Origin of the sequence: Undibacter mobilis (assembly GCF_003367195.1) — a bacterium.
In the GTDB taxonomy this organism is placed as follows: Bacteria; Pseudomonadota; Alphaproteobacteria; order Rhizobiales; family Xanthobacteraceae; genus Pseudolabrys; species Pseudolabrys mobilis.
In genome coordinates this window covers 1,995,606-2,020,580 of sequence record NZ_QRGO01000001.1, presented here as the reverse complement: position 1 = coordinate 2,020,580, position 24,975 = coordinate 1,995,606, and the positions used below count along the sequence as shown (strand labels likewise).

Here is a 24,975-nt window from a genome sequence, read left to right as displayed (position 1 = left end):
GGACGATTGCGGCCTTACGACAACAGCGGCGACCAGGCCGGATCGGACGCCAGCGACGGCGTCGGCACCTTCTGTTCGTTACGGCCGGTGATGTCGATCGTATAGAGCGACGGCCCCTGCCCCGGATCGCGGAAGAACATCAGCACGCGGCCGTTCGGCGCGAAGGTCGGGCCTTCATTGTGGAAGCCCGAGGTGAGCAGGCGTTCGCCCTGGCCGTCCGGCTTGAGAATGCCGATCGAGAACTGACCGCGCGCCTGGCCGGTGAAGGCAATGTAGTCGCCGCGCGGCGACCACACCGGCGTCGAGTGCGAACCTTCGCCGAACGAGATGCGCTGCGCCGGACCGCCGCTGGCCGCCATCACATAAATCTGCGGTGAGCCGCCGCGATCGCTTTCGAAACAGATGGAGCGGCCGTCCGGCGAATAGCACGGCGCCGTATCGATGGCCGGCGTGTCGGTGAGCCGCGTCGTCTGCTTGGAGCGCAGGTCCATCACGAACAGATTGGAGTTCGGGCCCTGCTGCAAACTCATGATGACGCGCTGGCCGTCGGGCGAGAATCTCGGCGCGAAGGTCATGCCCGGGAAGTTGCCGACGATCTCGCGCTGGCCAGTCTCGATGTTGAGCAGATAGACGCGCGGATCGGCCTGCCCGTAGGACATGTAGGTGATCTCTTGCGTCGTCGGATTGAAGCGCGGCGTCAGCACCAGGTCGTCGCCGCGGGTCAGGTAGCGCACGCCGGCGCCGTCCTGATCCATGATGGCGAGCCGCTTGACGCGGCGGTCCTTCGGTCCGGTTTCGTCGACGAAGACGATGCGGCTGTCGAAATAGCCCTTTTCGCCGGTCAGACGCTCATAGACCGCATCCGAAATGATATGCGCGATACGCCGCCAGTTGTCCGGCGTGGTGAAGTACTGCTTGCCGTCGAGCTGCTGGCCGGCGAACACATCCCACAGGCGGAATTCGGCCTTGAGGCGGCCGTCGGCCTGCTTGGTGATGCGGCCGGTCACCAGCGCCTGCGCGTTGATGACACGCCAGTCGGCAAAGCGCGGCACGGCGTCGGAATTGGTGACCTTCTCCGTGAAGGCCGCCGGATTGATCGGCGCGAACAGGCCCGAGCGCTGCAGATTGTTCGAGATGATCGCGGTGACGTTGCGCGCGATCTCGGCATCGCCCGGCGTGCCGGCGACGAAATCCGGCAGCGCGATCGGCATCGCCTGGACATTGCCCGAGGTGATTTCGAGCCGCAGCACGGCCCCGGCCTGACGCGGCGCCAGCGCCAAAAGCGCACCAGCCCCGGCCCCGGCCATCACGCCGCGGCGGGTGGGCAGGCTTGAATTTAAAACGTCGCTGGATCGCACCATTCAATCGCTTCCGTACCGGGCCGGCTCATATTGCCGGATGATCGCAAATAACAACTACTGGAACATGTCGCGCGGCGTAAAGCCGATCTCGATATCTTTCCAGCTGTCGTAGTGTTCGGGCCTGAGCATTGTATAGGGCTGGCACTGCAGAATGGCGCGCCGGCCACTCTCGGCGAAGGCCGGCCCGTAAGGCGAGGCCGAGCCCTCGACCGGGCTGGGACCACTCTCGACGGTGCCGTCGCGCCGGAACATGACCCGGAACACCACCTTCAGATTGTCGGCGCCCTCGGCGCCAACCGGAATGGTCCAGCACGAGGCGACGCGCCGGCGGAAAGCGTCGATTTCCGACTGGCTCAGCCGTGCCGCATTGGCATTGGCAGCGCCCAGGCTGGCATTCTTGTTGACCTCGGCGCCGGTCGCGGCGGCGCGCGTCGGATCGCGCTTGTCGAGCAGCGCGGCGATCTTGCTGGCGTCGAATTTCTGTTCGGGCTGCTGTTTCGGCAGCGGCGGCTTTTTCGGCGGCAACGGCTGCGGCTCGGCCTTGGCTTCCGGCTTCGGCTTTTCTTCTTTGAGCATGTCGGCGATCTGGTCGGGTTTCGGCGGCTCCGGCTTGGCCTCGGGCTTCTTCTCCGGCGGCTTCGGCTCGGGCTTGGGCGGCTCCGGCGCCGCTTCCTTGTTGGCGGCGACTTCGCGCTTTTCGTTGACCGTCGGCTTGAGTTCTTCGACCGGCTTGGGCGGCGGCTCGGCGACCTTCTCGACCACCGGCTTCGGCTTTTCCTCGACCTTCTTGGCGTCCTTCACACCCTTGGTGATTTCCGAGAAGTCCTTGTCGCTGATGATATCGACCGGCAGCGATTCCGGCGGCGTCACTTCGAAGGCCTTGCTGGAAAAGGACAGCGTCGCCCAGCCCAGCACCGCAATGTGCAGGGCGGTCGAGATCACCGATGCCGTCCGCATCTGCATCGACGGTTATTTGCCCTGCTCGAATTCGGTGACCAGAGCGACGCGGTGGAAGCCGGCCGCCGACAAACGGCCCATCACCGCCATCATCGATCCATAGTTCGCGTTCTTGTCGCCACGCACATAGACACGGGCCTCCTTGCCGCCGCGCGCCTGCGCGACCGCTTCGAGTTTCGGCACCAGCTTGGCGAGCTCGATTTCCTCGTTCTGCAGATAGACCTTGCCTTGCGTGTTGACCGACAGCGTCAGCGGTTCGCGGTCCTGGTCGAGGCTCTTGGCCTGCGACTGCGGCAGATCGATCGGCACGCCGACGGTCAGAAGCGGCGCCGACACCATGAAAATGATGAGCAGCACCAGCATCACGTCGACCATCGGCGTGACGTTGATTTCCGCCATCACGCCACGGCGGCGCCGACGGCCCTTGCCGATAACGGGCGTTCCCGCATTCGCTGCCATTGCGTCGTCGTCCCCTCAAGACCAGGATCGCGGCGCTCCGCGATCCGTTCATGCAATCCGGTTCAGCCGGCGCCGCGCTCGTCGATCTGGCGCGACAGGATGGCGGAGAACTCGTCGGCAAACCCCTCGAGCTGCTGCGCCTGTTTATTCACTTCGCCGGCGAACTTGTTATAGAAAATCGTCGCCGGTATGGCGGCGATGAGGCCGACCGCGGTCGCAAACAGCGCCTCGGCGATGCCCGGCGCGACCACGGCGAGCGATGTGTTCTTCGACGCAGCGATCGACTGGAAGCTCGTCATGATGCCCCAGACGGTGCCGAACAGGCCGACGAAGGGACCCGCAGAACCGACCGTCGCCAGCACCAGCAGCCGCTTCTCCAGCCGTTCGACCTCGCGCGAGATGGTGACCTGCATCACCTTGTCGAGGCGCGTTTGCAGACCCGCAAAGGAGCGCTGCTGGGTGGAAAAGCTGCGCTTCCACTCCTGCATCGCGGCAACGAACAGCGCCGCCATCGAATTGGACGGCTTGGTGGCATGGATGCGATAGAGCTCTTCGAGCGACTGGCCGGACCAGAACTGCGCCTCGAAATTGCGCATGGCGCGAGCGTTGCGCGCATACAGCACCCACTTGTCGATGACGATCGCCCAGACCCACACCGAGCAGGTCAGCAGGCCGACCATGACGAATTTCACGACCCAGTGGGCGTGCCAGAACAGGGTCCACAGCGACAGGTCGGAGGCAACGATGGTCGGCAACGACTGTGCCACATCGGCAGGATTCATAAGGCACGTCCTTTGCGCGGCGCGGACCTTGTGGTGAAGGCCCGGCACCCCGGTGTTTAAAATCCATTGGCTTGAGCTCAGCAGGCGGAATCCCTGCCAAACTTGGCCAAATGAGGGCGCAGGGCCCGCTAAAATACGGACTTTTGCTGGCCTTTGTGCCCGCTAGACAGCGCCCTTTATGGTAAAGGATTCGTTAGCGCGTGTGACGGTCGGCCGTCACAAAACGACTTCGCCTAAAGGCCAAAGGCCGGCGCCCGTAAAGCAAAAAAGAAAGGCCGCCCGCCTCGGGGAGAGAGCGGACGGCTACAGACCATGCCGATGGGTTGGGGGACTACATCTAACGCATGATCCGATCCGAAATCCGGACCCGCCCCCGATCACGTCGGGGGCGGGCATTTCCAGGATCAAACGCTAGTTCTGCGTCGGGCTTTCCGGCGCCGGGCGGTTGCGCCGCTCGGACATGAAGGCGTCGAATTCGGTCTTGTCCTTGGCGAAACGCAGCCGCTCCAGGAACGATTTGAACTCGCGCTGCTCTTCCTCGAGACGCTGCAACGTTTCGTTGCGGTATTCATCGAAGGCCGAGTTGCCACTCGAGGGGGCACCGCCCCAGGACGAACCGCCAAAACCGGACCCCTGGCCGCCGCTCATCTTCGAGCGCATCCAGTCCATCTTGGATTGCAGGCGATCCATCTTGTGCTGCCAGCGATCGTGGCCGCGATAACCGCATCCCATTCTTCCGCTCCCGATTGTGAAGGCCAGAGTTGCCAGGCCGATAGGCCACCAGGCCATGAAGCCCAGTACGGTGAGGGCAATCCAGGCGGGCTTGCCGAATTCGTCGAGCTTGGCGGTGATTGGCATGTCGGCCTCTCCGGTCTCCGTTGTGAATGTAAATAACATTTACATGAGTAAGGGTGCTCAAGCGGAATGTCAACACCCTTCACATCGCAATTTTCCAGATGGGGATCGCCAGCGCAGATACGAGGGGCCGCGGCGCTTTAGCGCTGGGGAATTTAGGAGGGGCAACCGGTGGAAGGCGTCGATGCGGCTAGGGCGACCTTTTTCGGCCGTGACAACCTAGCCATCCACTTTACGAGCACCGCGGCGATATACTCGCATAAATTGAGTTCGCCTTGACTGCGCTAATATTGGGGGTACAATAATTATTGTAACGTTCGACCCGGCGAAGCGTGCTTTGACGCTTGAGCACCGCGGGGCTGGATTTCGCCCGCGCCGCCGAACTGTTCGCGGGACTGACCGCATCGATTGTCGACGGGCGACTGGTGGTGATGGTCTGGACACAGCGCGGCGAAGCCCGCTCATCATCTCGATGAGACATTGCCATGCCAAAGAAGAAAAAATCTGGAACAGCCGCATGGAAAGATCCGGATGACGCACCGGAGCTGACCGAAGAATTCTTGGACCGCGCAGAAATTCGACAAGCTGGCAAGCTTGTTCGCAGAGGACGTCCGCCCCTGGAAAATCCGAAACAGGCGGTGAAGCTCAGACTCGATGCCGACGTACTGGCCGCATACCGCGCGACTGGCGCCGGCTGGCAGACTCGGATGAACGCGGATTTGCGGAAAGCGAGAAAACTGAAAGCCGGCTAGGCGCCCTCACGTCGTCAATCGCGCTCCGGCACGCCGGCGATTGTCAGATTGCGTGGCCTTCATGAGCCACGGCATCCCCCGCCCGCGCGCTGCCAGCTTTTTCCCAATGCGTCATGATGCGTGGCATGCTCGTCTCGATCCAGTCGGCGAGCACCCTCACCTTTTCCGCCGCTTCGCGGCCGAGCGGCGTCAGGCTGTATTCCACATGCGGCGGCACGACCTCGTAAGCGACGCGCGCGACCATGCCGTCCTTCTCGAGATTCTGCAGCGTCTGCGCCAGCATGCGCTCGCTCACCCCGCCGACTGCCCGGCGCAGTTCGCTGAAGCGGTGCATGCGCCGCTCCAGCACGATCATCACCAGCACGCCCCAGCGGCTGGTCAGGTGCTTCAACACCTCGCGAGAGGGGCAGGCTTCGGCGAGGAGATCGCCGCGGGCGAGCAGCTCCGAAAGCGACGGAGGCTCGGTTTCCAAAAAATCTGACGGTCGCGGCATAGGTTCAGGCTCCGGCCAGTGGGCCGCCATGCGGCACCGAACTTTCTTCATACTTACGCTTTTGTATGTACTTACTAAAAATAATCAAGTCATTTATGTGGGGGTATCGCTTCTCACCCTCAAGGAATCCAATCCATGACTATCGGAATTACCGGCGCCACCGGCCAGCTCGGCCGTCTCATCGTGGCCCAGCTCAAGTCCAAGGTCCCGGCCGGCGACATCGTCGCCCTCGTCCGCACACCCGCGAAAGCCGCCGATCTCGGCGTCGCCGCCCGTGAGGCCGATTACACCAAGCCGGCCACGCTCGAGGCCGCCTTCAAGGGCATCGATACTCTGCTGCTGATCTCGTCGAACGACGTTGGCCAGCGCGGGGCGCAGCATGAGGCGGTGGTCGCGGCCGCGAAAAAGACCGGCGTCAAACGCATCGTCTATACGAGCATCCTGCACGCCGACACCTCGGGCATCGATCTTGCCGCCGAGCATCGCACCTCCGAAGCCGCGATCAAGGCATCCGGCATCCCGTACACCTTCCTGCGCAACGGCTGGTACACCGAGAACTATGCGGCCGGCATCCAGGGCGCGGTGGCGGGCGGCGCGCTGTACGGCGCGGCCAGCGACGGCAAGATTGCCGCCACCCCGCGCACCGACTACGCCGCAGCGGCGGTCGCGGTGCTCACGACATCGGGCCATGACGGCAAGACCTATGAGCTGGCTGCCGACAAGGCCTTCACGCTCGCGGAGCTGGCTGCGGAAATTTCCAGGCAGACCGGCAAGACGATTCCCTACACGAATGTCAGCGTTGCCGACTACGCGGCGGGTCTTGCCAGCCACGGCGTGCCGGAAGGTTTCGCCAAGATGATCGCCGGCTGGGAAGTGCCGATTGCGCAAGGCGCCCTGTTCGACGACAGCAAGACCTTGTCGAAGCTGACGGGCAAGCCGACCACGCCGCTGGCCGACGCCGTGAAAGCGATCCTCACCGCCTAAGACGCGGATAACCCAAGCCTGCCGGCCTCACGCCGGCAGGCCGAGGCCGCGCAAATAAACAAGCACGGCGGCCTCGAGCAGTTCGTCCGGCGCCATGGGCAGCGCCCGCCGCGCGCGATCGCCGCGCCCGAACAGCGACGCGATGCCGTGCGTCATCGACCAGATATGCAGCGCCACCATCAAGGCCGGCGGCCGCGCGCCCGCCGGCATCGAAGCCACCAGCCGTTCCGCCGCCGCGCGCAAGACGCCGAAGGCGTTCTCTCCCGCGATGCGCATTTGCGGATCGGTGTCCTGTGGCACGCCGGCTTCGAACATCGCCGAGTAATAGGCCGGCATGTCGCGCGCGAAATCGAGATAGGCCTTGCCGAGCCGGTGGAATGCCGTCAGCGGATCGGGCTTGCCATCGTCCCAGGCTTTGTCGAGGGCGGCCGTGAACAACTCGAAGCCGCGCCGCGCCACGTCGGCGAGCAGTTCCTCGCGGCTCTTGAAATGACGATAGGGCGCCGCCGGTGAGACGCCGGCCCAGCGCGCCGCGTCGGCAAAGGTGAAGCCGGCCGGGCCCTTCTCGGCGATGAGTTCCAGCGCCGCACGGACCAGCGCCTCTTTGAGGTTGCCGTGATGGTAGCCGCGCGGGCCCTCACCGCCACCCGACGCACCATCGCGCCCGTGCTTGGTCCATCTCATGCGCAGCAAGCCTTCATGTGAAGGGGCTTTACATGAGTCAGGCAAAGAAAGCGAGTGGAACCCGCGTCAGCGCCCGTGTGGCGCGACGGCGAGCGGCAAGGAGTCAAACAAGGTGGGCCCGCCGGGCTGCGCGCCCTCGATGGTGAGCAGCTTCAGTTTCGTCACCACGCCGCCAGGCGCGGAGAAGCCGCCGGTGTGACCGCTGGCCGCCAGCACACGATGACAGGGCATGACGACGGGACACGGGTTCTGCCCCATCGCCTGACCGACGGCGCGCGCCAGCGTCTTGTCGCCGAGGCGTTCGGCGACCTCGCCATAGGTTAGCGTCTCGCCCGGCGGAATCTGCCGCACGATTTTATAAACGCGCGCGTTGAATTCGGGCGTCGCGCTGTCGTCGATGACAACGGCAGAAAGGTCGCGCCTGTTTCCGCTCAGCAGCGCCACAATGCCGTCGACGGCCTGTTGCGCGGCGAGGTCCGGCATGCGCTCGGCCGCATCGGGGAAACGCTCGCGCATCCGCCGGCGTGTCGCATCCGTCTCGCCTTCCGGCAATTGCACGCCAATCAGGCCGCGCGCATTCCAGGCGATGGCGCAAACGCCGATGGCCGTGTCGAACAGTGTGAAGCTTTGTTCGTTCATGGTGCAAATCTAGCACGTGCGACCGCCGCGCGCCGCCCGATTTCTGACGACGGCAAACGCCGCGCCACAGACGCGGGCGCACCGGCGTTAAGCAGCCCCGCCGGCGTCCTGATCCGCCTTCATGGCAATGCGCAGCGGCTTCGGGATCGGCTTCGCGCGGCCGCCGGAGACGAAAGCGACCTGCACATCGGCTTCGACCAGCAATTCGTCGCCGCGCTTGACCTGCTGATGCAGCGTGATCGAGGCGCCCTTGACCTCTTTCGGCCGCGTATAGAGATCGAGCAGGTCGTCCATCTTCGCCGGCCGCTTGAAGTCGATCTTCATCTGCCGCACCACGAAGGCAAAGCCCGGCGCTTCCTTCTCGGTTTCCTCGAACAGCGCGCGGTGATCGGCCCCGAGGAGGCGCAGATAATTGGTGCGCCCGCGCTCCATGAAACGCAGATAGCTGGCGTGATAGACGACGCCGGAAAAATCCGTGTCCTCGTAATAGACGCGGATTTTCTGATGATGCAGGCCGTCGGTGACGGTGCCGTCGAGAGAGTTCAATGCCAACTGCGTTACTCCGCGTCTTCCTCCCCAGCGAACAACCCGAACTGGCTCGGATCTCGCTTGGGCTCGTTGAGGCCGAGGTGCTTGAACGCGGCGCCGGTCAGCAAACGGCCGCGCGGCGTGCGCTGGATGAAGCCCTTCTGGATCAGATAAGGTTCGATGATGTCCTCGATGGCGTCGCGCGGCTCCGACAAGGCCGCGGCGATGGTCTCGATGCCGACCGGTCCGCCGGCATAGTTCTCGGCGATCATTTTCAGGTAGCGACGGTCCATGGCGTCGAGGCCGCTGGCGTCCACTTCGAGGGCCGACAATGCCTTGTCGGCAATCGCACGGTCGACCGCCTTGTCGCCATCGACGTGGGCAAAGTCGCGCACGCGGCGCAGCAGCCGGCCGGCGATGCGCGGGGTACCACGCGAGCGCTTGGCAATCTCGTTGGCGCCTTCCGGCGTCATCGGCAGACCGAGCACGCGCGCGCCGCGCGCCACGATGAGTTCGAGTTCGGCCTCGGTGTAGAAATTCAAACGGATCGGAATGCCGAAGCGGTCGCGCAGCGGATTGGTCAGCAGCCCGGCGCGCGTCGTCGCGCCAACCAAAGTGAATGGCGCCAGATCGATCTTCACCGAACGCGCCGCGGGACCTTCGCCGATGATGAGATCGAGCTGGAAGTCCTCCATCGCCGGATAGAGGATTTCCTCGACATGCGGATTGAGGCGATGGATCTCGTCGATGAACAGCACGTCGCGCGGCTCGAGATTGGTGAGCAGCGCAGCAAGATCGCCGGCCTTGGCGATCACCGGGCCCGAGGTGGAGCGGAAATTGACGCCCATCTCACGCGCCACGATCTGCGCCAAAGTCGTCTTGCCGAGGCCGGGCGGTCCGACGAACAGCACATGATCCAGCGCCTCGCCGCGCGCCTTGGCCGCCTCGATGAACACCGAGAGATTGGCGCGGGCTTTTTCCTGGCCGACGAACTCGGCGAGCTTCTGCGGCCGCAGCGAGGCGTCGACATCGTCGTCGCGCTTGTCCGGGGTCACGAGGCGCTTGGGGGTCGTGGTCACATCATCCCCCGGCGATATTTGTTCGGCAGCAATTCACCGATGGTCACCACGGTCGGACCCTTCTTGCCGTCAGGCACGATGACGCGCGCCTTGGCGTCGTAGTCGTGGATCAGTTCGCGGCAGGCGCCGCAGGGCGACACAACGGCAATGTCGCCGGGCTCACCCGGCTTGGGATGACGCACGGCGACAATGGTCTCGATGCCCTGATCGCCTTTGTCCGTCAGCGCGGTGCCGATCGCCACCGCCTCGGCGCAGACCGCGCCGCGCCCGACATAGGCGTCGAGATTGACGCCGACGACAAGGCGGCCGTCGCGCGTGCGCAGCGCCGCGCCGACCTCCTGCCAGTCATTGCGATAGCGCGACTTGATCGCCTTGGTGGCGGCGTCGATCAGCTCTTTGTCTTTCGCGGTCAGTTTCATTCGCTCATCTGTCATTTGGCAAGTTCTTTAAGTCCCTGCCGGATCAGCGCCGCCGTCTCCGCGCCCTCGCCCAGCGCGCGCGATGCTGCTGCAATCGCAGTTGCCGCCTGCGGCTGGCCATAGCCGAGATTGACCAGCGCCGACACGGCATCGAGCACCGGCTTGGGCGCGCGCCGCTCATCGACCGCACCGGCCATTTGCGCCGCGCCGAAATCGACATCGGCGTAGGCCGGCACCTTGTCTTTCAGTTCCGACACGATGCGCTCGGCGACCTTGGCGCCGACACCCGGCGTGCGCGCCACCGAAGCCTTGTCGCGCATGGCAATGGCATTGGCGAGTTCATTGACCTTCAGTGTCGACAGCACCGACAGCGCCACCTTGGCGCCGACGCCCTGCACCGTCTGCAACAGGCGGAACCATTCGCGCTCGGCGTCGGTCGTGAAACCGAAGAGCTTGATCTGGTCCTCGCGCACATAGGTTTCAATGGCGAGTGTCGCCGCTTCGCCCGGCGCCGGCAGCGCGGTCAGCGTGCGCGCCGCGCAATGCACCTGATAGCCGACGCCGCCCACATCGAGAATGACGTAATCCTCGCCGTAGCTATCGATGATGCCTTTTAATTTTCCAATCATTGGAGCTTGCCGATCATGCTGCCGTCTCTCTCCGCCTCATCCTGAGGAGCGGCCGCAGGCCGCGTCTCGAAGGATGGGGCGGTCTCATGCTTCGAGACAGCCGCTGCGCCGCCTCCTCAGCATGAGGCCGATGAGGGCTGCAGTACATGGAAAGCCAAGGCTTGCCCCTCATCGCGCCGCCACCTTCATCTTCAACATGATGCTGGCGCGATGATGCGCATGGCAAATGGCGATCGCCAGCGCGTCGGCGGCGTCCTCGCTCTTCGGCTGCGCCTTCGGCAGCAGCACGCCGATCATCAGCCGGATTTGCGCCTTCTCGGCATGGCCGGCGCCGACCACCGTCTTCTTGATCAGGTTCGGTGCGTATTCGGCAACGCTGAGACCCGCGCGCGAGGGAACCAGCATGGCGATGCCGCGCGCCTGACCGAGCTTGAGCGTCGAGGCGCCGTTGCCGTTGACGAAAGTCTGCTCCACCGCGGCTTCCTGCGGGGCGTAGCGCTCGATCACTGCCATCAGCCCGTCATGGATCGCGACCAGCCGCTGGCCAAGATCGACACGTTCGGAGGTCTCCACCGAACCGCAGGCGACATGGATCAGACGATTGCCTTCGCTTTCGATCAGCCCCCAGCCGGTGCGGCGGAGGCCCGGATCGATGCCGAGAATGCGAATCGGTTGGCTGGCCATGTCCCGTTGATAACCCCGGGGACGGCGGCGGGCCAGAAGCCGGTAGCCCCGTCCGGGCCCGGCTGGTAGAACGACCGTCCTGCCGGGGCTGGTTCCAATGACAGAAATTTTCGCGTCGGTCGTCGCCGATCCGCGCTTTCCCGTTGCTCTGGCCATTTCCGTCGCGGCCGGGCTGGTGCGCGGCTTCACCGGCTTCGGCTCGGCCCTCATTTATATCCCGCTGATTTCGGCGGTTTACGGCCCGCACATCGCGGCGCCGACCTTGCTGCTGTTCGACACCATTTGCAGCGCCCCTTTCGCCGTCCAGTGCTGGCCGCAGGCGACCCGCCGCGAGGTGCTTCCCGTGGCGATCGCCGGCGCGCTCGCCCTGCCCGTCGGCGTCGCGGCGCTGGTTTATGTCGATGCCCTGGTCCTGCGCTGGTTCATCGCAGCGCTGGTGCTGTTCGCCCTTGTCGTGTTGATCACCGGGTGGCGCTACCACGGCCGTCCGACCATCGCGGCCTCGCTCGGCGTCGGCGCTTTTGCCGGCTTCGGCTCCGGCGCGGTGCAGATCGCGGCGCCGGCGCTTCTGGTGTTCTGGCTCGGCGGTCCGAACAACGCGACCACGGTGCGCGCCAACATCATGGTGCTGTTCGCCATTCAGGGCGCGCTGGCGATCGCCGCTTATGCCATCGCCGGCGTGTTCGGCGCCGAGGTGCTGGCGCTCGCTTTCGTGATCGGCATCCCCTTCATCGCGGCGATGGCGGTGGGCGCGCGCTGGTTCCGCGGCACCAGCGACACGCTCTATCGGCGTGTCGCTTACATCATCATCGGCTTCTCGGGGCTCGTCAGCCTGCCGCTTTTCGACGCGCTGCGCTAGCGCGTGATCCCTAAAGCAATGTGCCGCGCAAAATCACCAGCGCCACGCTGAAGTAGATGACGAGGCCGGTGACATCGACCAACGTCGCCACGAACGGCGCGGATGCGCTCGCCGGGTCGAAGCCGGCGCGCTTGAGGATGAAGGGCAGCATCGAGCCCGCCATCGAGCCGAAGGTGACGATGCCGATCAGCGCCGTGCCGACGGTGAGCGCGACAAGCTGCCAGTGCGGGCCGTAATCGTAGAGGCCCGCCGACTGCCAGATGGCAATGCGCGCGATGCCGATGATGCCGAGGAACGAGCCGAGCACGATGCCGGTCGGCAATTCGCGGATGGCGACGCGCCACCAGTCGCGCAGGCGCAGTTCCTGGAGCGCCAGCGAACGGATCAGCAGCGAGGTCGCCTGCGAGCCGGAATTGCCACCGGAGCTCATGATCAGCGGCACGAACAAGGTTAGCACAATGGCCTTCTCCAGTTCGGCCTCGAAGGACTGCATGGCGCTCGCGGTCAGCATTTCGCTGAGGAACAGAACGCACAGCCAGCCGGCGCGCTTCTTGATCATGGCGCCGAAACCCATCTGCAAATAGGGCTTGTCGATCGCTTCCATGCCGCCGAACTTCTGCACGTCCTCGCTGCTCTCCTGCAGCATGGCGTCGATGGCGTCATCGACCGTGACGATGCCGAGCACATGACCGAAGTGATCGACCACCGGCACGGCCAGCAGGTCGTATTTGCGGAACAGCCGCCCGACCTCTTCGCGGTCGGTCTGCGGCGTCACCGTGATCGGCTTGCTCTCGCGCGCCGCCGACAGGATCGGCGCCGACGGGTCGGCGGAGATGAGCCGGCGCAATGTGACCATCTGCACCAGGCGCTTGGTCGCCGGATCGAGCACATAGATGGCGTAGACGGTCTCGCGGGTGCGCTCGACGTGGCGAATGTGCTCCAAAGTCTGCCCCACCGTGAAGTTCGACGGCACGCTGACGAACTCGGTCGTCATCAGGCCGCCCGCGGTGTCTTCCGGGTAGACCAGCAGGCGCTGGATGGCGCTGCGGCTCTCGTCGTCGAGCACGGCCAGCACCAGCGGCGCGGTATCCTCCGGCAACAGGCGCACGATATCGGCGGCGCGGTCGGCCGACATGGCGTTGAGCAGCGCGGCGGCATGGGCCGCCGGCAGCGAAGCGATGAGCTCGGGGCCGCCGAAGAATTCCGGCTGGTCGAGGATTTCGACCGCGCGTTCGACCGGCAGCGCCGCCAGCACCGGCGCCGCCTGCTCGATTTCCAGATTGTTCAGCGTTTCGACGTTGTCGCCGACATGCCGGTTAAGCATCGCCTTGGCGAGCTCAGACGGCGAAAGGTCGGCCTTGTGAAGAAGGTTTTCGGTATCCATCGCGCACCTTTTTGGAGGACGGCCGTTGCTAGGGCCGAGGTGCGTCACGCCATGCGCGTATTACGCCTCGAACGCCGAGAGCAGGCCGCCGGTACTAGGGCCATCGTTAGGCATGGTTTTCGGAATCTCTGAAATTGATCGTTGGGCGAGCGCCGTCGGCGCGCGCCTCTCCATTGGACGAGCGGGCCGGAAGCGTCAAGGCAAATTCGGCGTAAAAAGAAAGACCGCCTGGCCTTAAGCGCTCATCTTCTGCATCAGCGCGTCGGACAGTTCGAAGTTGGCATAGACGTTCTGCACGTCGTCGCTCTCTTCCAGCACTTCGATCAGCTTGAGGATTTTCTCGCCGGCCTCGTCGTCGACCGCGACGGTGTTCTGCGGCTTCCAGGTGATGCCCGACTTGCGCGGCTCGCCGAACTTGGCTTCCAGAGCCTTGGTCACGTCGGCGAGCGTCTCCGGCGTGGTGATGACCTGGTGGCCGCCCTCGTCCGAAATCACGTCCTCGGCGCCGCCCTCGATGCCGGCTTCCAGCATGGCGTCGGCACTGGCCTTGTCAGCGTCGTATTCGATGACGCCGATCCGATCGAACATGAAGGACACCGCGCCGGTGGTGCCGAGATTGCCGCCGGCCTTGGTGAAGGCCGATCGCACGTCGCTGGCGGTGCGGTTGGTGTTGTCGGTCAACGCCTCGACGATGACAGCGACGCCGCCCGGGGCATAGCCCTCGTAGCGGATCTCCTCGTAATTATCCTGCTCCGAGCCGGATGCCTTCTTGATGGCGCGCTCGATATTGTCCTTCGGCATGTTCTCGGCGCGGGCCGCGATAATCGCGAGGCGCAGGCGCGGATTGAAGGCAGGGTCCGGCAGGCCGAGCTTGGCCGCCACCGTGATTTCTCGACCGAGCTTGCTGAACACCTTGGAGCGGACTTTGTCCTGCTTCCCCTTGCGGTGCATGATGTTCTTGAATTGGGAATGACCAGCCATGGCTCTTGATCGCGCGTTCTGAAGGTGGAATGGGTGCCGGCTATATAATCCGGGCGGCGGGGAAAATAAACTCTGAACCTGTCATTCCGGGGCGCGAGCAAAGCTCGCGAACCCGGAATCCAGCCAGGTAGAAAAGGTTTCGGTTGGTGTCTGGCTTCCGGGTTCGGTCCTTCGGACTGCCCCGGAATGACGGCAATCAAGCCACCGCCACGTTGCGCAGCATGGCCGCGACCCGGCCGCGCATCTCGGCGACATTGGCGTGGACGCGGGCCTTGTAGCGGGCGACCGCGTCGCCATCGACCATGAAGAACTCGCGCTCGGGATAGCTGCGGCCGAACACATCGACGAGCATCGAGCGGAACTTGCCGGAGACGATGCCGGGCATCCGGTCGGAGGCCTCTTCGGCATAGGCCACGTATTCGGCCGACGTCAGCGCGCACAGCAGGGGATGCAGCCGCGCCGAATAGACTTTGCGGTGCCGCTGGATCAGCTCGATGGTGCGGTCGAGCGGGATTTCGGCGCCGATATTGGCGCCGATCTGCAGCGGCTCATCCAGCATCGAGCGGGTCAGCGGAAACTGCCCGATGGTCCAGTCACCGAGATGCACGGCGTTGGAGCGGCCACGACCATAGAGCATGACGTCGTCGGCATAGGGTGCGTACCAGACATCGAGGCGATCGATGACGCGCTCGATCATCGGCCGCGGCATGAGTTCGCGATAGGCGGTGCCGAAAATGCCGATGGCGGATTTGGCGCGCGCCAGGATGCGCAGGATGTCGTCGCCGATCAGCGGCTGGAACATTGCGTTACCGACGCCGACGACGACGAGATCGTAACTTTCCCGCGCGGCCGCAAGACCTTCGCGCAAGCTGTCGAAAGTCATGTGGTGAATGCGCGCCTCGCCCGGCAGCAGGCTGTTGATCATCTGCACGCCGAGCCGATCGCCGAAATTGGCGGCGTCGCTTTCCGAGACGACGGCGACGTCGCAGGCCGCGACCGGCGCAACGCGGCCCGTCGGCGTCAGGCGAAACATCATCTCAGTATCGCTGACCGGCGCCGTGCATTCGATGCGGAAGCCGTAGCGGTCGAACAGCCGGGCCAGCTCGGCATAGCCCATGTGGTTGGCAAAGCCGCGCGTCTCGCGCGCCGGCCCGCCCACGAGATCGGTCGGACAATACGTGACGATCACGTCCTGCCTGCAGAAGCGCAGATGCGTGAACAGGCCGTCGAGGTCTTCGACCTGTTCGAGCACGCCGAGCATCAGGATGATGTCGCTTTCGGTCGCCGCCTTGGTCGGGAATTCGGCGCCGGTGAGATTGTGGATCAGCGAGCCCTTGCCGTGCGTCAGATGATCGACGGCTTCATAGGCGCAGCCGAACGGCACCAGGTCGCGCAACGTCTCGCCGCCACCATGACCGAGATCGAGAAGGCGGGCGCCGGCCGGGATGAATTGCGCGGCAAGCTGCGCGCGCGGATCGGGCTGGCGCAAAGCATCAGGCCGACGCGCTTCGTCATGAACAATCTTAAGAGCGAGATTTGCGTTGACGTGAAGCGCCATGATGTCCTCAGAGGACATCAACGTGGTTAACGAAAGGTTAACCCCACTGCGGCGCCGTCTGCTCGAGCAGCCCGCCAATGCGCACTGCCGACACCGTGACCGCGAGGCCCGTCTTGTCGTCGAGCTCGACTGCTACGCCGGACAAGGTCGCCGGGCCGGCGGCAGGTTCGAACTTGGAGCCGGGAATCTTGCGCAGGAAGCGCGACAGCGGCTCGTCCTTCACCATGCCGATGACACTGTCATAGTCGCCGGTCATGCCGGCATCGGTCATGAAGGCCGTGCCGCCCGGCATGATGCGATGATCGGCGGTCGGCACATGGGTATGCGTGCCGACGACGAGCGAGGCGCGGCCGTCGCAGAAATAACCCATCGCCTGCTTTTCGCTCGACGCCTCGCAATGAATGTCGACGACGATGGCGTCCGCCGCCTCGCGCAACGGACAGGCTGCGATTTCGCGCTCGACCGCTGCGAAGGGATCGTCGAGCGGGTCCATGAAGATGCGGCCCATGACGTTGATGACCAGTGCGCGCTTGCCGTTCTTGGCCTCAACCAGGGCCGCACCACGGCCCGGCGCACCCTTCGGATAATTCACCGGGCGAATGAGGCGCGGCGCGCGCTCGATAAAGACCAGCGCCTCGCGCTGATCCCAGGAGTGGTTGCCGAGCGTTATGGCGTCGGCGCCGGCGTCGATCAGCTCGTGATAGATGGCCTCGGTGATGCCGAAGCCGCCGGCGGCGTTTTCGCCATTGATGACGACCAGATCGAGTTTCCAGTCACGCACCAGACCCGGAAGTTTGTTCTGAACGATGGCACGGCCCGCGCGCCCGACAATGTCGCCAATAAATAACAGTCGCATCCGTCAGCTTTCAAATCGCGATGATTTCTTTTTCCGTTAGCACGAAGTCGAGCCGCTCGTCGCGGTCGGTGGCGGGCACCTGCGGTATTTCCTGCATCGCGAAGGCAATGCCGATCGTGGTGACGGGCTTGATGGCACGCAAGCCGGCGATGGTGCGGTCGTAATAGCCGGCGCCATAGCCGATGCGCTGGCCGCTGCGGTCGAAACAGACCAGCGGCACCAGAAGGATATCGGGCTTCACTTCGGCCGCCTCGGGCATCGGCTCGCGAATGCCCCATTGGCCGGACTTGAAAGCGTCACCAAAACGGTAGGCGCGCATGATCAGCGGCTTGCCGCGCCCGTCGATGCAGGGCAGCGCCAGTGCGGCGCCCTCGCCCGCCAGTTTGCGCATCAGCGGCAGCGGATTGATCTCGGTCTTCATTGGCATGAAGCCGGAGACGATCGCGTCCGGTTTCACCGCGATCGGCAGACCGCGCGCGGCCAGTGTCTCCGCCGCCGCCTGCCGCTCGGCCGCGGGCATAGCGTCGCGCCTGGCGAGCGTGGCGTCGCGGAGGGATGATTTGTCGTCAGGACGCGGGGAAGCGGAAAGCGGTGGCACAATCTTGTCCCGGATGCGGTGCAGCGCGCAGCGGTGCGCCGCTGATCCGGGACCGCCACGATCTGGAACGGTCCCGGTTCTGCATCACATCGCTACGCTCTGCGATGCGCCCGGGACAAGTTAAACAAGTGCGGAGCCGCAACGGCCGTGGGAGTGTGATCCCGGGAACCTACATAAGTAGGTGGGCGCCATGTGACCAAGCCCACGGGCCTGGCCAGGGACAGCTCCCTTGAGGATCGTAAGGCCCCGGGGAATGTGTCCCCCACGCACCTCGCAGCCCCGCCGTTCCAATGTAGTGTCTTGGCCTGTCCGGCGCCAGCGGCACGCGAACGGCGTCTAGCGCCCGAAATCCACGCACAGACAGCGCTTGGCGACGATGACGCCGCTGCTTTCGAGGGCAACGCGGGCCGGGCGGCCGCCGCGCCGGACCGTCAGCGCTTCCGAGATGGCGACGCGCAGCGCCATCTCCCGGCAATGATAAGGACCCATTTCGCGGCTGGCGCCATCGATCATCCAGCCCTCGCGGGGACCGGGGCGAACCAGAATGCGCGTGCAATCCATCGCGGCAACTTTCAGGCTCAATAAATATAACAGCGAGCCTCTGTACCTAATGAGGCCTTAAAAAACAGCTTATGAAATTTTATGGGAACGGCGCGGCCGGCCCCGTTGGCCCGAGCCCACTTCGCGTAAAAACGCTCTAGCCGATGCCGACGCCAGTGCCGGCGGGCAGCGAATGGTTGAGCTTGCGGGTAATGCTTTCCAGCCGCTCGGCCGCGGAATTGAAGGCGCCGACCACGGCGTCGGAAGCGGCCCTCGCCCGGTCGGCCGCCACCACGCGGGCGTCCTGCAAGGCCGCCACATCCTCTTCAAGCCGGCGAACCTTGCGCGCCAGTTCGGAATTTTCATCCGACACCATCAGCGCCGCCATCACCGTGAGCCGCGTATCGCCGATCTCGCCGAAGCGCGCGCGCAGATCGATGATGCGCTGGTCGATGTCTTTCGCCAGCGCCTGCAGATGCTCCTCCTGCCCGTCCTCGCAGGCGAGGCGGAACTGGCGGCCGGCGATGGTGGCGTTCACCGTGCCCATCACTCACCCTCCCCGAGCACGGCCTGAACTTCGACAATGGCGCGATCGAGCCGTTCGGCGACGTCGCGATTGGCCTCGCGCAGTTCGCGCGCCAGCGCCGCCTCGGCGTCGAGCTTGTCGGCCAGCCGGGCCCGATCGGCGCCCAGCAGCTGCACCTGCGCGGCGAGCGTGTCTTCGTTGCGGTCGGCTTCGCGGCGGCGTTCGACCGCGGCATCGAGCGCGTCGAGCGCCAGCGCCAGCCGCCGGACGGCGGTATCGAGCCCACCCTCGCCGGTCATGGCATATCCCGCGCGCGGCCCTTGCGGGGCCGCCGCCTGTGCGCCTCTCTCGCCATAACTTGCGACGTCACGCCATCCTGCCTGCGCGGCCATCTTGTTTACTGCCCAAAAATGCTTGCGGGGCAATTGCTTAGGACAAGAACCTTACGGGCTGGACGAAGCCCGCGTCAACGCCGCGCGCCACATATGCCCCGGAGAATTGGCGCCCCTGTGCATGGCCCGGGGCGTTGCGGCCCGTCACATTGACTCAAGGGCCGTGCGTGCTATGCGAACCCGCAAAACAGGCCGTTTTTCCATGTCAGCACCCACTGCTTCCGCCGCCGCGACTCATCCAGATCGTGCCGTGCATCCGGTCGGCGTCACCTCGCCGATGGCTAACGCGATCCGCGCGCTGGCGATGGACGCCGTCCAGCAGGCCAATTCCGGCCATCCGGGGCTGCCGATGGGCGCCGCGGACATTGCGACGGTGCTGTTCACCCAGTTCCTGAAATTCGACCCGGCGGCGCCGAAATGGCCCGACCGCGATCGCTTCGTCCTGTCGGCCGGCCACGGCTCGATGCTGATGTATGCCCTGCTCTATCTCACCGGCTATTCGTCGGTGACGATCGACGAGATCAAGCGCTTCCGCCAGCTCGGCTCCAAAACGCCGGGCCACCCGGAAAACTTCATCACCGAGGGCGTCGAAACCACCACCGGCCCGCTCGGCCAGGGCATCGCCACCGCCGTCGGCATGGCGATGGCCGAGAAGATCATGGCCGCCAACTACGGCGACACCATCGTCGATCACAAGACCTACGTGCTCGCCTCCGACGGCGACCTCATGGAAGGCATCAGCCACGAAGCCATCGCGCTGGCTGGCCATCTCAAGCTCAACAAGCTGATCGTGCTGTTCGACGACAACGGCATTTCCATCGACGGCCCGCTGACGCTGGCCGACTCGGTCGATCAGGTGAAGCGCTTCGAAGCGTGCGGCTGGAATGCCTGGCGCATCGACGGCCACGACCACAAGGCCATCGCCGAAGCGCTGACCAAGGCGCAGTCCTCCGACAAACCGGTGATGATCGCCTGCCGCACCACCATCGGCTTCGGCTCGCCGAGCAAGGCCGGCAAGTCGTCGTCGCACGGCTCGCCGCTCGGCGCCGACGATATCAAGGGCACGCGCGAGGCGCTCAAGTGGACCTCGCCGCCGTTCGAAATCCCCGCCGATATCCTGAAAGACTGGCGCAAGGCCGGCGAGCGCTCGAAAGCCGCGCATGCCGACTGGGACAAGCGCTTCGCCGCGCTCGAAGCTGGTCAGCGCAGCGAATTCACCCGCCGCATGAACGGCGAACTGCCAAAGGCCGCGCTGGACGCCGCCGTGAAGGCAGTGAAGGAATCCCTGCAGGCCTCGCCTAAGGAAATCGCGACGCGCACCGCTTGCGAGTTCGCGCTCGAAACACTGATCCCGGCGGTGCCGGACATGATCGGCGGCTCGGCCGATCTCACCGGCTCGAACAACACCCGCACCAAGTCGATGAAGGCGATCTCGGCCGCTGACTTCTCCGGCCGCTTCATTCACTACGGCATTCGCGAACACGGCATGGCCGCTGCGATGAACGGCATGACGCTGCATGGCGGCGTCATCCCCTACTCCGGCACGTTCCTTGTGTTCTCCGACTACGCCCGCCCGGCGATGCGCCTTGCGGCGTTGATGGGCACGCGCGCCATCCACATCATGACGCACGACTCCATCGGCCTCGGCGAAGACGGCCCGACCCATCAGCCGGTCGAACATCTCGCCGCGCTGCGCGCCATCCCGAACATGCTGGTGTTCCGCCCCTGCGACGCGGTCGAGACCGTCGAATGCTGGCAGCTCGCGCTGGAAAACGCGACTGGCCCGAGCGTGCTGGCGCTGACGCGCCAAAACCTACCGCAGCTGTCGAAGGACTTCGTCACAACCAACCGCTGCGCCGCCGGCGCCTACGAAATCCATGCCGCTGACGGCCAGGCGCAGGTGTCGATTTTCGCCACCGGCTCGGAAGTGTCGATCGCCGTCGATGGTGCCAAGTTGCTGGCCGAAAAGGGCATCGCCGCCCGCGTCGTCTCGGTGCCGAGCTTTGAACTGTTCGCCGCGCAGCCTGAGGCCAAGCGCCGCGCCATCATCGGCGATGCGCCGGTGAAGATCGGCGTCGAAGCGGCTGTGCGTCAGGGTTGGGACGCCATCATCGGCAATGATGGCGCCTTTGTGGGCATGAGCGGCTTCGGCTCGAGCGCGCCCTACAAGGAACTCTATAAGAAATTCGGCATTACCGCAGAGGCCGTGGCCGCAGCGGCGATGCAGAAATTGGGTAAGTAGTTCACCTGCTATCATCGCCCGCGAAAGCGGGCGGTCTGGCTTTCGTTGACTATATACCCGTCACGCGCCGGTTGCCCCGTTTTCGCGGGGCATGGCGGCGTCACCATAACGACCGGGAGCGACTAAAAAATGACTATCCGCGTTGCCATTAACGGTTTTGGCCGCATCGGCCGCAATGTTCTCCGCGCCATTTCCGAAAGCGGCCGCACCGATATCGAAGTGGTCGGCATCAACGATCTCGGCCCGGTCGAGACCAACGCGCATCTGCTGCGCTTCGACAGCGTCCATGGCCGCTTCCCGAAAGAAGTGACCGTCAATGGCGACAGCATCACCATCGCCGGCGGCAAGCCGATCAAGGTCGCCGCCGAGCGTGACCCCTCGAAGCTGCCGTGGAAGGACCTCGGCGTCGACATCGCGCTGGAATGCACCGGCATCTTCACCGCCAAGGACAAGGCTTCGGCGCATCTGACCGCCGGCGCCAAGCGCGTCCTGGTGTCGGCCCCGGCCGACAACGCCGACCTCACGGTCGTTTACGGCGTCAACCACGACAAGCTCACCAAGGATCACCTCGTCGTTTCGAACGCCTCGTGCACGACCAACTGTCTTGCGCCGGCCGTCATGGTGCTGAACGAACTGGTCGGCATCGAAACCGGCTTCATGACCACGATCCACGCCTATACCGGCGACCAGCCGACCCTCGACACCATGCACAAGGATCTCTATCGCGCCCGTGCCGCGGCGCTGTCGATGATCCCGACCTCGACCGGCGCCGCCAAGGCGATCGGCCTGGTGCTGCCCGAGCTGAAGGGCAAGCTTGACGGCGTCTCGATCCGCGTGCCGACGCCGAACGTCTCGGTCGTCGATTTCAAGTTCCTGGCCAAGAAGAACACCACCGTTGAAGAGATCAACGCCGCGTTCAAGGCGGCCGCTGCGGGCAAGCTCAAGGGCATTCTCGGCACCACGGCGCACCCGAACGTGTCGATCGACTTCAACCACGATGCGCACTCGTCGACCGTCGCCTACGACCAGACCAAGGTGCAGAACGGCAACTTCGTCCGCGTGCTGGCCTGGTACGACAACGAGTGGGGCTTCTCCAACCGCATGTCGGACACGGCCGTTGCGATGGGCAAGCTGCTGTAACTACACTTGTCCCGGACGCGATGCAGCGTGTGAGCGGTGCATCGCAGATCCGGGACCCTTCCAAATTCAAAGTCTGTAACGGTCCCGGTTCAGCAGCGCAGCATGTCATGCCGCGCTGGGCCCGGGACAAGAGATAGAGAATGAGTAACTTCCACACCCTCGATCACGTCGACGTCAAAGGCAAACGCGTCCTTGTGCGCGTCGATCTCAACGTTCCGGTCGAAAACGGCGTCGTCACCGACTCAACGCGTATCGAACGCATCGGCCCCGCCATCACCGAACTCGCCGACAAGGGCGCCAAGGTGATCCTGCTGTCGCATTTCGGCCGCCCCAAGGGCGTCGATCCCAAGCAGTCGCTGAAGCCGGTCGCCGCCGAAGTCGCGCGCATCATCAAGCGCAAGGTCGCCTTCGCCGCCGACTGCATCGGCGAGGTCGCCGAAAAGGCCGTCGCCGCCATGCACTCGGGCGACATTCTCTGCCTCGAGAACACGCGCTTCCATGCCGGCGAGGAAAAGAACGATCCCGCCTTCGTGGCGCAGCTCGCCAAACTCGGCGACATCTGGGTCAACGACGCCTTCTCCGCCGCGCACCGCGCCCACGCCTCCACCGAAGGCCTCGGCCATAAACTGCCCGCTTATGCCGGCCGCGCCATGCAGGAAGAACTCGTGGCACTGACCCGTGCGCTGGAGAAGCCCGAGCGTCCCCTCGCCGCCATCGTCGGCGGAGCCAAGATTTCGACCAAGCTCGAACTGCTCGGCAATCTTCTGGAGAAAGTCGACGCGCTGATCATCGGCGGCGCCATGGCCAACACGTTCCTGCTGGCGCAAGGCAAGAAGATGGGCAAGTCGCTCGTCGAAGCCGATCTGGTCGCGACCGCGCAGAAGATCATGGCGCTGGCAAAAGCCGCCAAGCGCGATATCGTGCTGCCGGTCGATGTCGTCGTGGCGCAAAAGTTCGAGGCCAATGCACCGTCTCGTGTCGTCGACATCGACGCAGTTGGCGACAATGACATGGTGCTCGATATCGGCCCGCGCAGCGTCGAGCAGGCGGTGTCGGTGCTGGCGCGCGCCAAGACGCTCGTCTGGAACGGCCCGTTCGGCGCGTTCGAAATGGAACCCTTCGACAAGGGCACCGTTTCCGTTGCGGAAGCGGCGGCCGAACTGACGCAGGCCGGCAAGCTGGTCACCGTGGCGGGCGGCGGCGACACCGTTGCGGCGCTCAACGTCGCGGGCACCACCGACCGCTTCACCTACGTTTCCGCCGCCGGCGGCGCCTTCCTCGAATGGCTCGAGGGCAAGGCTCTGCCGGGGGTTGAGGTTTTGCGCGCCAAATAGCCAACGGTCATTCCGGACGCCGCGCAGCGGCGATCAGGAAGCCAGCGGCATAGTTTGTATCTGGATTCCGGGTTCGGCCTGCAGCCGCCCCGGAACGACGAATGAGAGAGGGGAGACAATCATGAATCTCGCTGACCTGAACAAAATCGCGGTCGCCATGACCGCCGCCGGCAAGGGCATCCTGGCCGCCGATGAATCGACCGGCACCATCAAGAAGCGTTTCGACGCGATCAACACCGAGAACACGGAAGACAATCGCCGCGACTATCGCGAGATGATGTTCCGCACCACCGAGGCGATGAAGAACTACGTCTCGGGCGTGATTCTGTACGACGAGACCATCTGGCAGAAGGCGAAGGACGGCACGCCGCTCGTCAAACTGATCGAGCAGGCCGGCTCCATTCCCGGCATCAAGGTCGACGAAGGCACCAAGCCTCTGCCGAACTGCCCGGGCGAACTCATCACCGTCGGCCTCGACAAACTCGCCGACCGTCTGCCGAAGTACTACGAAGCCGGCGCACGCTTCGCGAAGTGGCGCGCGGTGATCGATATTGGCGCCGGCATTCCGAGCCACACTGCGATCATGACCAACGCCCATGCGCTCGCCCGCTATGCCGCGCTCTGCCAGCAGGCGCAGATCGTGCCGATCGTCGAGCCGGAAGTGCTGATGGACGGCGCCCACGACATCGACCGCTGCTACGAAGTCACCCAATGGGTGTTGAAGGAAACCTTCCAGCAGCTTTATTTCCAGCGCGTCGAACTGGAAGGCATCGTGCTGAAGCCGAACATGGCCGTGCCGGGCAAGAAGAGCGCGAAGAAAGCTTCGGTCGAGGAAGTCGCCGAGAAGACCGTGCGCCTGCTGAAGGATTGCGTGCCCGGCGCGGTGCCGGGCATCGCCTTCCTGTCGGGCGGCCAGTCGGACGAGGAAGCCACGGCACACCTCGATGCCATGAACAAGATCGGCAACCTGCCCTGGAACCTGACCTTCTCGTATGGTCGCGCGCTGCAGGCCGCGCCGCAGAAGGCCTGGTCCGGCAAGGCAGCGAACGTTGCCGCCGCGCAGGCCGCGTTCACGCACCGCGCCAAGATGAACTCGCTCGCCGCGCTCGGTAAGTGGGCGGCGGACCTGGAGAAGAAGGCGGCGTAATTCTTTTCCCGGGTAGCGGCGGTTCACGCTGCAGCGCGTCCCGGACAGGACGTAAATAAAAGGCCGCCCTCATCGGGCGGCCTTTCTTCTACACGCCAGCGCTCCTCGCAGTT

General features: G+C 64.7%; 28 protein-coding genes and 1 other RNA gene. 7 read left to right on the top strand and 22 right to left on the bottom strand.

Features of this window, described 5'->3' with window-relative positions; all coding sequences use genetic code 11:
* Positions 1-14: 14 nt before the first annotated feature.
* From tolB to DXH78_RS09530, 5 genes are all read right to left on the bottom strand, one after another.
* The gene (gene tolB / locus DXH78_RS09550; protein WP_430727494.1) at positions 15-1,307 is read right to left on the bottom strand and encodes a Tol-Pal system beta propeller repeat protein TolB; all 1,293 of its coding nucleotides are present in this window, start codon (positions 1,305-1,307) and stop codon (positions 15-17) included.
* Between the two features lie 108 nt (positions 1,308-1,415).
* Positions 1,416-2,318, bottom strand: a complete 903-nt coding sequence (locus DXH78_RS09545) for a protein TolA (RefSeq protein ID WP_210209530.1) — start codon at positions 2,316-2,318, stop codon at positions 1,416-1,418.
* Positions 2,319-2,330: 12 nt separating this feature from the next.
* Positions 2,331-2,777, bottom strand: a complete 447-nt coding sequence (gene tolR, locus DXH78_RS09540) for a protein TolR (RefSeq protein WP_115516807.1) — start codon at positions 2,775-2,777, stop codon at positions 2,331-2,333.
* Between the two features lie 62 nt (positions 2,778-2,839).
* A complete protein-coding gene (tolQ, locus tag DXH78_RS09535) occupies positions 2,840-3,559 on the bottom strand; it encodes a protein TolQ (RefSeq protein WP_115516806.1) in 720 nt (239 codons plus the stop codon).
* Positions 3,560-3,970: 411 nt separating this feature from the next.
* Positions 3,971-4,417, bottom strand: coding sequence for a DUF2852 domain-containing protein (locus DXH78_RS09530; RefSeq protein ID WP_115517829.1), 447 nt, complete (start codon positions 4,415-4,417; stop codon positions 3,971-3,973).
* A gap of 482 nt (positions 4,418-4,899) precedes the next feature.
* Here DXH78_RS09530 and DXH78_RS09520 point away from each other — a divergent pair, with 482 nt between their 5' ends.
* Positions 4,900-5,166: a BrnA antitoxin family protein gene (locus DXH78_RS09520; protein WP_115516805.1), complete on the top strand. Its 267-nt coding sequence runs from the start codon at positions 4,900-4,902 to the stop codon at positions 5,164-5,166.
* Between the two features lie 43 nt (positions 5,167-5,209).
* Here the strand turns inward: DXH78_RS09520 and DXH78_RS09515 are convergent, their stop codons facing one another.
* On the bottom strand, positions 5,210-5,659 hold the full coding sequence (locus DXH78_RS09515) for a winged helix-turn-helix transcriptional regulator (RefSeq protein WP_115516804.1): 450 nt from the start codon (positions 5,657-5,659) through the stop codon (positions 5,210-5,212).
* A gap of 135 nt (positions 5,660-5,794) precedes the next feature.
* On the opposite strand from DXH78_RS09515, the gene DXH78_RS09510 reads away from it, so the two are divergent.
* Complete coding sequence (locus tag DXH78_RS09510; protein WP_115516803.1) at positions 5,795-6,643, top strand: SDR family oxidoreductase; 849 nt, start codon at positions 5,795-5,797, stop codon at positions 6,641-6,643.
* Between the two features lie 27 nt (positions 6,644-6,670).
* Here DXH78_RS09510 and DXH78_RS09505 read toward each other — a convergent pair whose 3' ends face one another.
* The 7 genes from DXH78_RS09505 to ruvC form a co-directional block, all read right to left on the bottom strand.
* Positions 6,671-7,327, bottom strand: a complete 657-nt coding sequence (locus tag DXH78_RS09505) for a TetR/AcrR family transcriptional regulator (RefSeq protein ID WP_115516802.1) — start codon at positions 7,325-7,327, stop codon at positions 6,671-6,673.
* A 66-nt stretch (positions 7,328-7,393) separates the two neighbouring features.
* On the bottom strand, positions 7,394-7,966 hold the full coding sequence (locus tag DXH78_RS09500; protein WP_115516801.1) for a methylated-DNA--[protein]-cysteine S-methyltransferase: 573 nt from the start codon (positions 7,964-7,966) through the stop codon (positions 7,394-7,396).
* Positions 7,967-8,053: 87 nt separating this feature from the next.
* Positions 8,054-8,518 carry a tol-pal system-associated acyl-CoA thioesterase gene (ybgC, locus tag DXH78_RS09495; RefSeq protein ID WP_245416783.1) on the bottom strand — a complete coding sequence of 155 codons (465 nt, stop codon included), beginning with the start codon at positions 8,516-8,518 and terminating at the stop codon, positions 8,054-8,056.
* Positions 8,519-8,523: 5 nt separating this feature from the next.
* The gene (ruvB, locus tag DXH78_RS09490) at positions 8,524-9,573 is read right to left on the bottom strand and encodes a Holliday junction branch migration DNA helicase RuvB (RefSeq protein ID WP_115516799.1); all 1,050 of its coding nucleotides are present in this window, start codon (positions 9,571-9,573) and stop codon (positions 8,524-8,526) included.
* On the bottom strand, positions 9,570-9,992 hold the full coding sequence (locus DXH78_RS09485) for a cytidine deaminase (RefSeq protein WP_115516798.1): 423 nt from the start codon (positions 9,990-9,992) through the stop codon (positions 9,570-9,572). Before DXH78_RS09485 ends, ruvB begins: the two co-directional genes overlap by 4 nt.
* A gap of 11 nt (positions 9,993-10,003) precedes the next feature.
* Entirely contained in the window at positions 10,004-10,621 is a 618-nt protein-coding gene (gene ruvA, locus DXH78_RS09480) for a Holliday junction branch migration protein RuvA (protein WP_115516797.1), read from the bottom strand.
* 168 nt (positions 10,622-10,789) lie between these two features.
* Positions 10,790-11,305, bottom strand: a complete 516-nt coding sequence (ruvC, locus tag DXH78_RS09475; protein ID WP_115516796.1) for a crossover junction endodeoxyribonuclease RuvC — start codon at positions 11,303-11,305, stop codon at positions 10,790-10,792.
* A gap of 97 nt (positions 11,306-11,402) precedes the next feature.
* Here ruvC and DXH78_RS09470 point away from each other — a divergent pair, with 97 nt between their 5' ends.
* Positions 11,403-12,164 (top strand): sulfite exporter TauE/SafE family protein, encoded by a 762-nt coding sequence (locus DXH78_RS09470; protein ID WP_115516795.1) that lies wholly within the window; start codon positions 11,403-11,405, stop codon positions 12,162-12,164.
* A 10-nt stretch (positions 12,165-12,174) separates the two neighbouring features.
* On the opposite strand, the gene mgtE is transcribed toward DXH78_RS09470, so the two are convergent.
* From mgtE to DXH78_RS09430, 9 genes are all read right to left on the bottom strand, one after another.
* Positions 12,175-13,548: a magnesium transporter gene (gene mgtE / locus DXH78_RS09465; protein WP_115516794.1), complete on the bottom strand. Its 1,374-nt coding sequence runs from the start codon at positions 13,546-13,548 to the stop codon at positions 12,175-12,177.
* A 234-nt stretch (positions 13,549-13,782) separates the two neighbouring features.
* Positions 13,783-14,529, bottom strand: a complete 747-nt coding sequence (locus tag DXH78_RS09460; RefSeq protein WP_115516793.1) for a YebC/PmpR family DNA-binding transcriptional regulator — start codon at positions 14,527-14,529, stop codon at positions 13,783-13,785.
* Positions 14,530-14,725: 196 nt separating this feature from the next.
* Complete coding sequence (locus tag DXH78_RS09455; RefSeq protein ID WP_168192758.1) at positions 14,726-16,087, bottom strand: methyltransferase domain-containing protein; 1,362 nt, start codon at positions 16,085-16,087, stop codon at positions 14,726-14,728.
* A gap of 37 nt (positions 16,088-16,124) precedes the next feature.
* Positions 16,125-16,943 (bottom strand): TIGR00282 family metallophosphoesterase, encoded by an 819-nt coding sequence (locus DXH78_RS09450; RefSeq protein ID WP_115516791.1) that lies wholly within the window; start codon positions 16,941-16,943, stop codon positions 16,125-16,127.
* Positions 16,944-16,953: 10 nt separating this feature from the next.
* Positions 16,954-17,541: a 5-formyltetrahydrofolate cyclo-ligase gene (locus tag DXH78_RS09445; protein WP_283805615.1), complete on the bottom strand. Its 588-nt coding sequence runs from the start codon at positions 17,539-17,541 to the stop codon at positions 16,954-16,956.
* Positions 17,542-17,670: 129 nt separating this feature from the next.
* Positions 17,671-17,824, bottom strand: a non-coding RNA gene (gene ssrS / locus DXH78_RS09440) — 6S RNA.
* Between the two features lie 53 nt (positions 17,825-17,877).
* Positions 17,878-18,102 (bottom strand): hypothetical protein, encoded by a 225-nt coding sequence (locus DXH78_RS19615; protein WP_168192757.1) that lies wholly within the window; start codon positions 18,100-18,102, stop codon positions 17,878-17,880.
* Between the two features lie 136 nt (positions 18,103-18,238).
* Positions 18,239-18,628: a cell division protein ZapA gene (locus DXH78_RS09435; protein WP_115516789.1), complete on the bottom strand. Its 390-nt coding sequence runs from the start codon at positions 18,626-18,628 to the stop codon at positions 18,239-18,241.
* Positions 18,628-18,906: a DUF4164 family protein gene (locus DXH78_RS09430; RefSeq protein ID WP_115516788.1), complete on the bottom strand. Its 279-nt coding sequence runs from the start codon at positions 18,904-18,906 to the stop codon at positions 18,628-18,630. The genes DXH78_RS09435 and DXH78_RS09430 overlap by 1 nt, the downstream gene beginning before the upstream one ends.
* Positions 18,907-19,276: 370 nt before the next feature.
* Between DXH78_RS09430 and tkt the strand changes: the two genes are divergently transcribed.
* From tkt to DXH78_RS09410, 4 genes are all read left to right on the top strand, one after another.
* Positions 19,277-21,241, top strand: a complete 1,965-nt coding sequence (gene tkt / locus DXH78_RS09425) for a transketolase (RefSeq protein WP_115517828.1) — start codon at positions 19,277-19,279, stop codon at positions 21,239-21,241.
* Between the two features lie 129 nt (positions 21,242-21,370).
* Positions 21,371-22,381 carry a type I glyceraldehyde-3-phosphate dehydrogenase gene (gene gap, locus DXH78_RS09420; RefSeq protein ID WP_115516787.1) on the top strand — a complete coding sequence of 337 codons (1,011 nt, stop codon included), beginning with the start codon at positions 21,371-21,373 and terminating at the stop codon, positions 22,379-22,381.
* Positions 22,382-22,521: 140 nt separating this feature from the next.
* Entirely contained in the window at positions 22,522-23,715 is a 1,194-nt protein-coding gene (locus tag DXH78_RS09415) for a phosphoglycerate kinase (protein WP_115516786.1), read from the top strand.
* A gap of 121 nt (positions 23,716-23,836) precedes the next feature.
* A complete protein-coding gene (locus DXH78_RS09410; protein WP_115516785.1) occupies positions 23,837-24,862 on the top strand; it encodes a class I fructose-bisphosphate aldolase in 1,026 nt (341 codons plus the stop codon).
* Positions 24,863-24,975 lie beyond the last annotated feature (113 nt).

What these genes read in the sequence shown, in the direction of transcription:
- DXH78_RS09530 (WP_115517829.1), bottom strand. Translation starts at nt 4,417, where the DNA reads ATGCCAATCACCGCCAAGCTCGACGAATTCGGCAAGCCCGCCTGGATT.
- DXH78_RS09515 (WP_115516804.1), bottom strand. Translation starts at nt 5,659, where the DNA reads ATGCCGCGACCGTCAGATTTTTTGGAAACCGAGCCTCCGTCGCTTTCG.
- DXH78_RS09505 (WP_115516802.1), bottom strand. Translation starts at nt 7,327, where the DNA reads ATGAGATGGACCAAGCACGGGCGCGATGGTGCGTCGGGTGGCGGTGAG.
- gap (WP_115516787.1), top strand. Translation starts at nt 21,371, where the DNA reads ATGACTATCCGCGTTGCCATTAACGGTTTTGGCCGCATCGGCCGCAAT.
- DXH78_RS09415 (WP_115516786.1), top strand. Translation starts at nt 22,522, where the DNA reads ATGAGTAACTTCCACACCCTCGATCACGTCGACGTCAAAGGCAAACGC.
- tolQ (WP_115516806.1), bottom strand. Translation starts at nt 3,559, where the DNA reads ATGAATCCTGCCGATGTGGCACAGTCGTTGCCGACCATCGTTGCCTCC.
- DXH78_RS09485 (WP_115516798.1), bottom strand. Translation starts at nt 9,992, where the DNA reads ATGAAACTGACCGCGAAAGACAAAGAGCTGATCGACGCCGCCACCAAG.
- mgtE (WP_115516794.1), bottom strand. Translation starts at nt 13,548, where the DNA reads ATGGATACCGAAAACCTTCTTCACAAGGCCGACCTTTCGCCGTCTGAG.
- DXH78_RS09450 (WP_115516791.1), bottom strand. Translation starts at nt 16,943, where the DNA reads ATGCGACTGTTATTTATTGGCGACATTGTCGGGCGCGCGGGCCGTGCC.
- DXH78_RS09455 (WP_168192758.1), bottom strand. Translation starts at nt 16,087, where the DNA reads ATGGCGCTTCACGTCAACGCAAATCTCGCTCTTAAGATTGTTCATGAC.
- DXH78_RS09460 (WP_115516793.1), bottom strand. Translation starts at nt 14,529, where the DNA reads ATGGCTGGTCATTCCCAATTCAAGAACATCATGCACCGCAAGGGGAAG.
- DXH78_RS19615 (WP_168192757.1), bottom strand. Translation starts at nt 18,102, where the DNA reads ATGGATTGCACGCGCATTCTGGTTCGCCCCGGTCCCCGCGAGGGCTGG.
- DXH78_RS09410 (WP_115516785.1), top strand. Translation starts at nt 23,837, where the DNA reads ATGAATCTCGCTGACCTGAACAAAATCGCGGTCGCCATGACCGCCGCC.
- DXH78_RS09500 (WP_115516801.1), bottom strand. Translation starts at nt 7,966, where the DNA reads ATGAACGAACAAAGCTTCACACTGTTCGACACGGCCATCGGCGTTTGC.
- DXH78_RS09470 (WP_115516795.1), top strand. Translation starts at nt 11,403, where the DNA reads ATGACAGAAATTTTCGCGTCGGTCGTCGCCGATCCGCGCTTTCCCGTT.
- tkt (WP_115517828.1), top strand. Translation starts at nt 19,277, where the DNA reads ATGGCTAACGCGATCCGCGCGCTGGCGATGGACGCCGTCCAGCAGGCC.
- DXH78_RS09430 (WP_115516788.1), bottom strand. Translation starts at nt 18,906, where the DNA reads ATGACCGGCGAGGGTGGGCTCGATACCGCCGTCCGGCGGCTGGCGCTG.
- ruvC (WP_115516796.1), bottom strand. Translation starts at nt 11,305, where the DNA reads ATGGCCAGCCAACCGATTCGCATTCTCGGCATCGATCCGGGCCTCCGC.
- DXH78_RS09435 (WP_115516789.1), bottom strand. Translation starts at nt 18,628, where the DNA reads ATGGGCACGGTGAACGCCACCATCGCCGGCCGCCAGTTCCGCCTCGCC.
- ruvA (WP_115516797.1), bottom strand. Translation starts at nt 10,621, where the DNA reads ATGATTGGAAAATTAAAAGGCATCATCGATAGCTACGGCGAGGATTAC.
- DXH78_RS09510 (WP_115516803.1), top strand. Translation starts at nt 5,795, where the DNA reads ATGACTATCGGAATTACCGGCGCCACCGGCCAGCTCGGCCGTCTCATC.
- DXH78_RS09545 (WP_210209530.1), bottom strand. Translation starts at nt 2,318, where the DNA reads ATGCGGACGGCATCGGTGATCTCGACCGCCCTGCACATTGCGGTGCTG.
- tolR (WP_115516807.1), bottom strand. Translation starts at nt 2,777, where the DNA reads ATGGCAGCGAATGCGGGAACGCCCGTTATCGGCAAGGGCCGTCGGCGC.
- tolB (WP_430727494.1), bottom strand. Translation starts at nt 1,307, where the DNA reads ATGGCCGGGGCCGGGGCTGGTGCGCTTTTGGCGCTGGCGCCGCGTCAG.
- DXH78_RS09520 (WP_115516805.1), top strand. Translation starts at nt 4,900, where the DNA reads ATGCCAAAGAAGAAAAAATCTGGAACAGCCGCATGGAAAGATCCGGAT.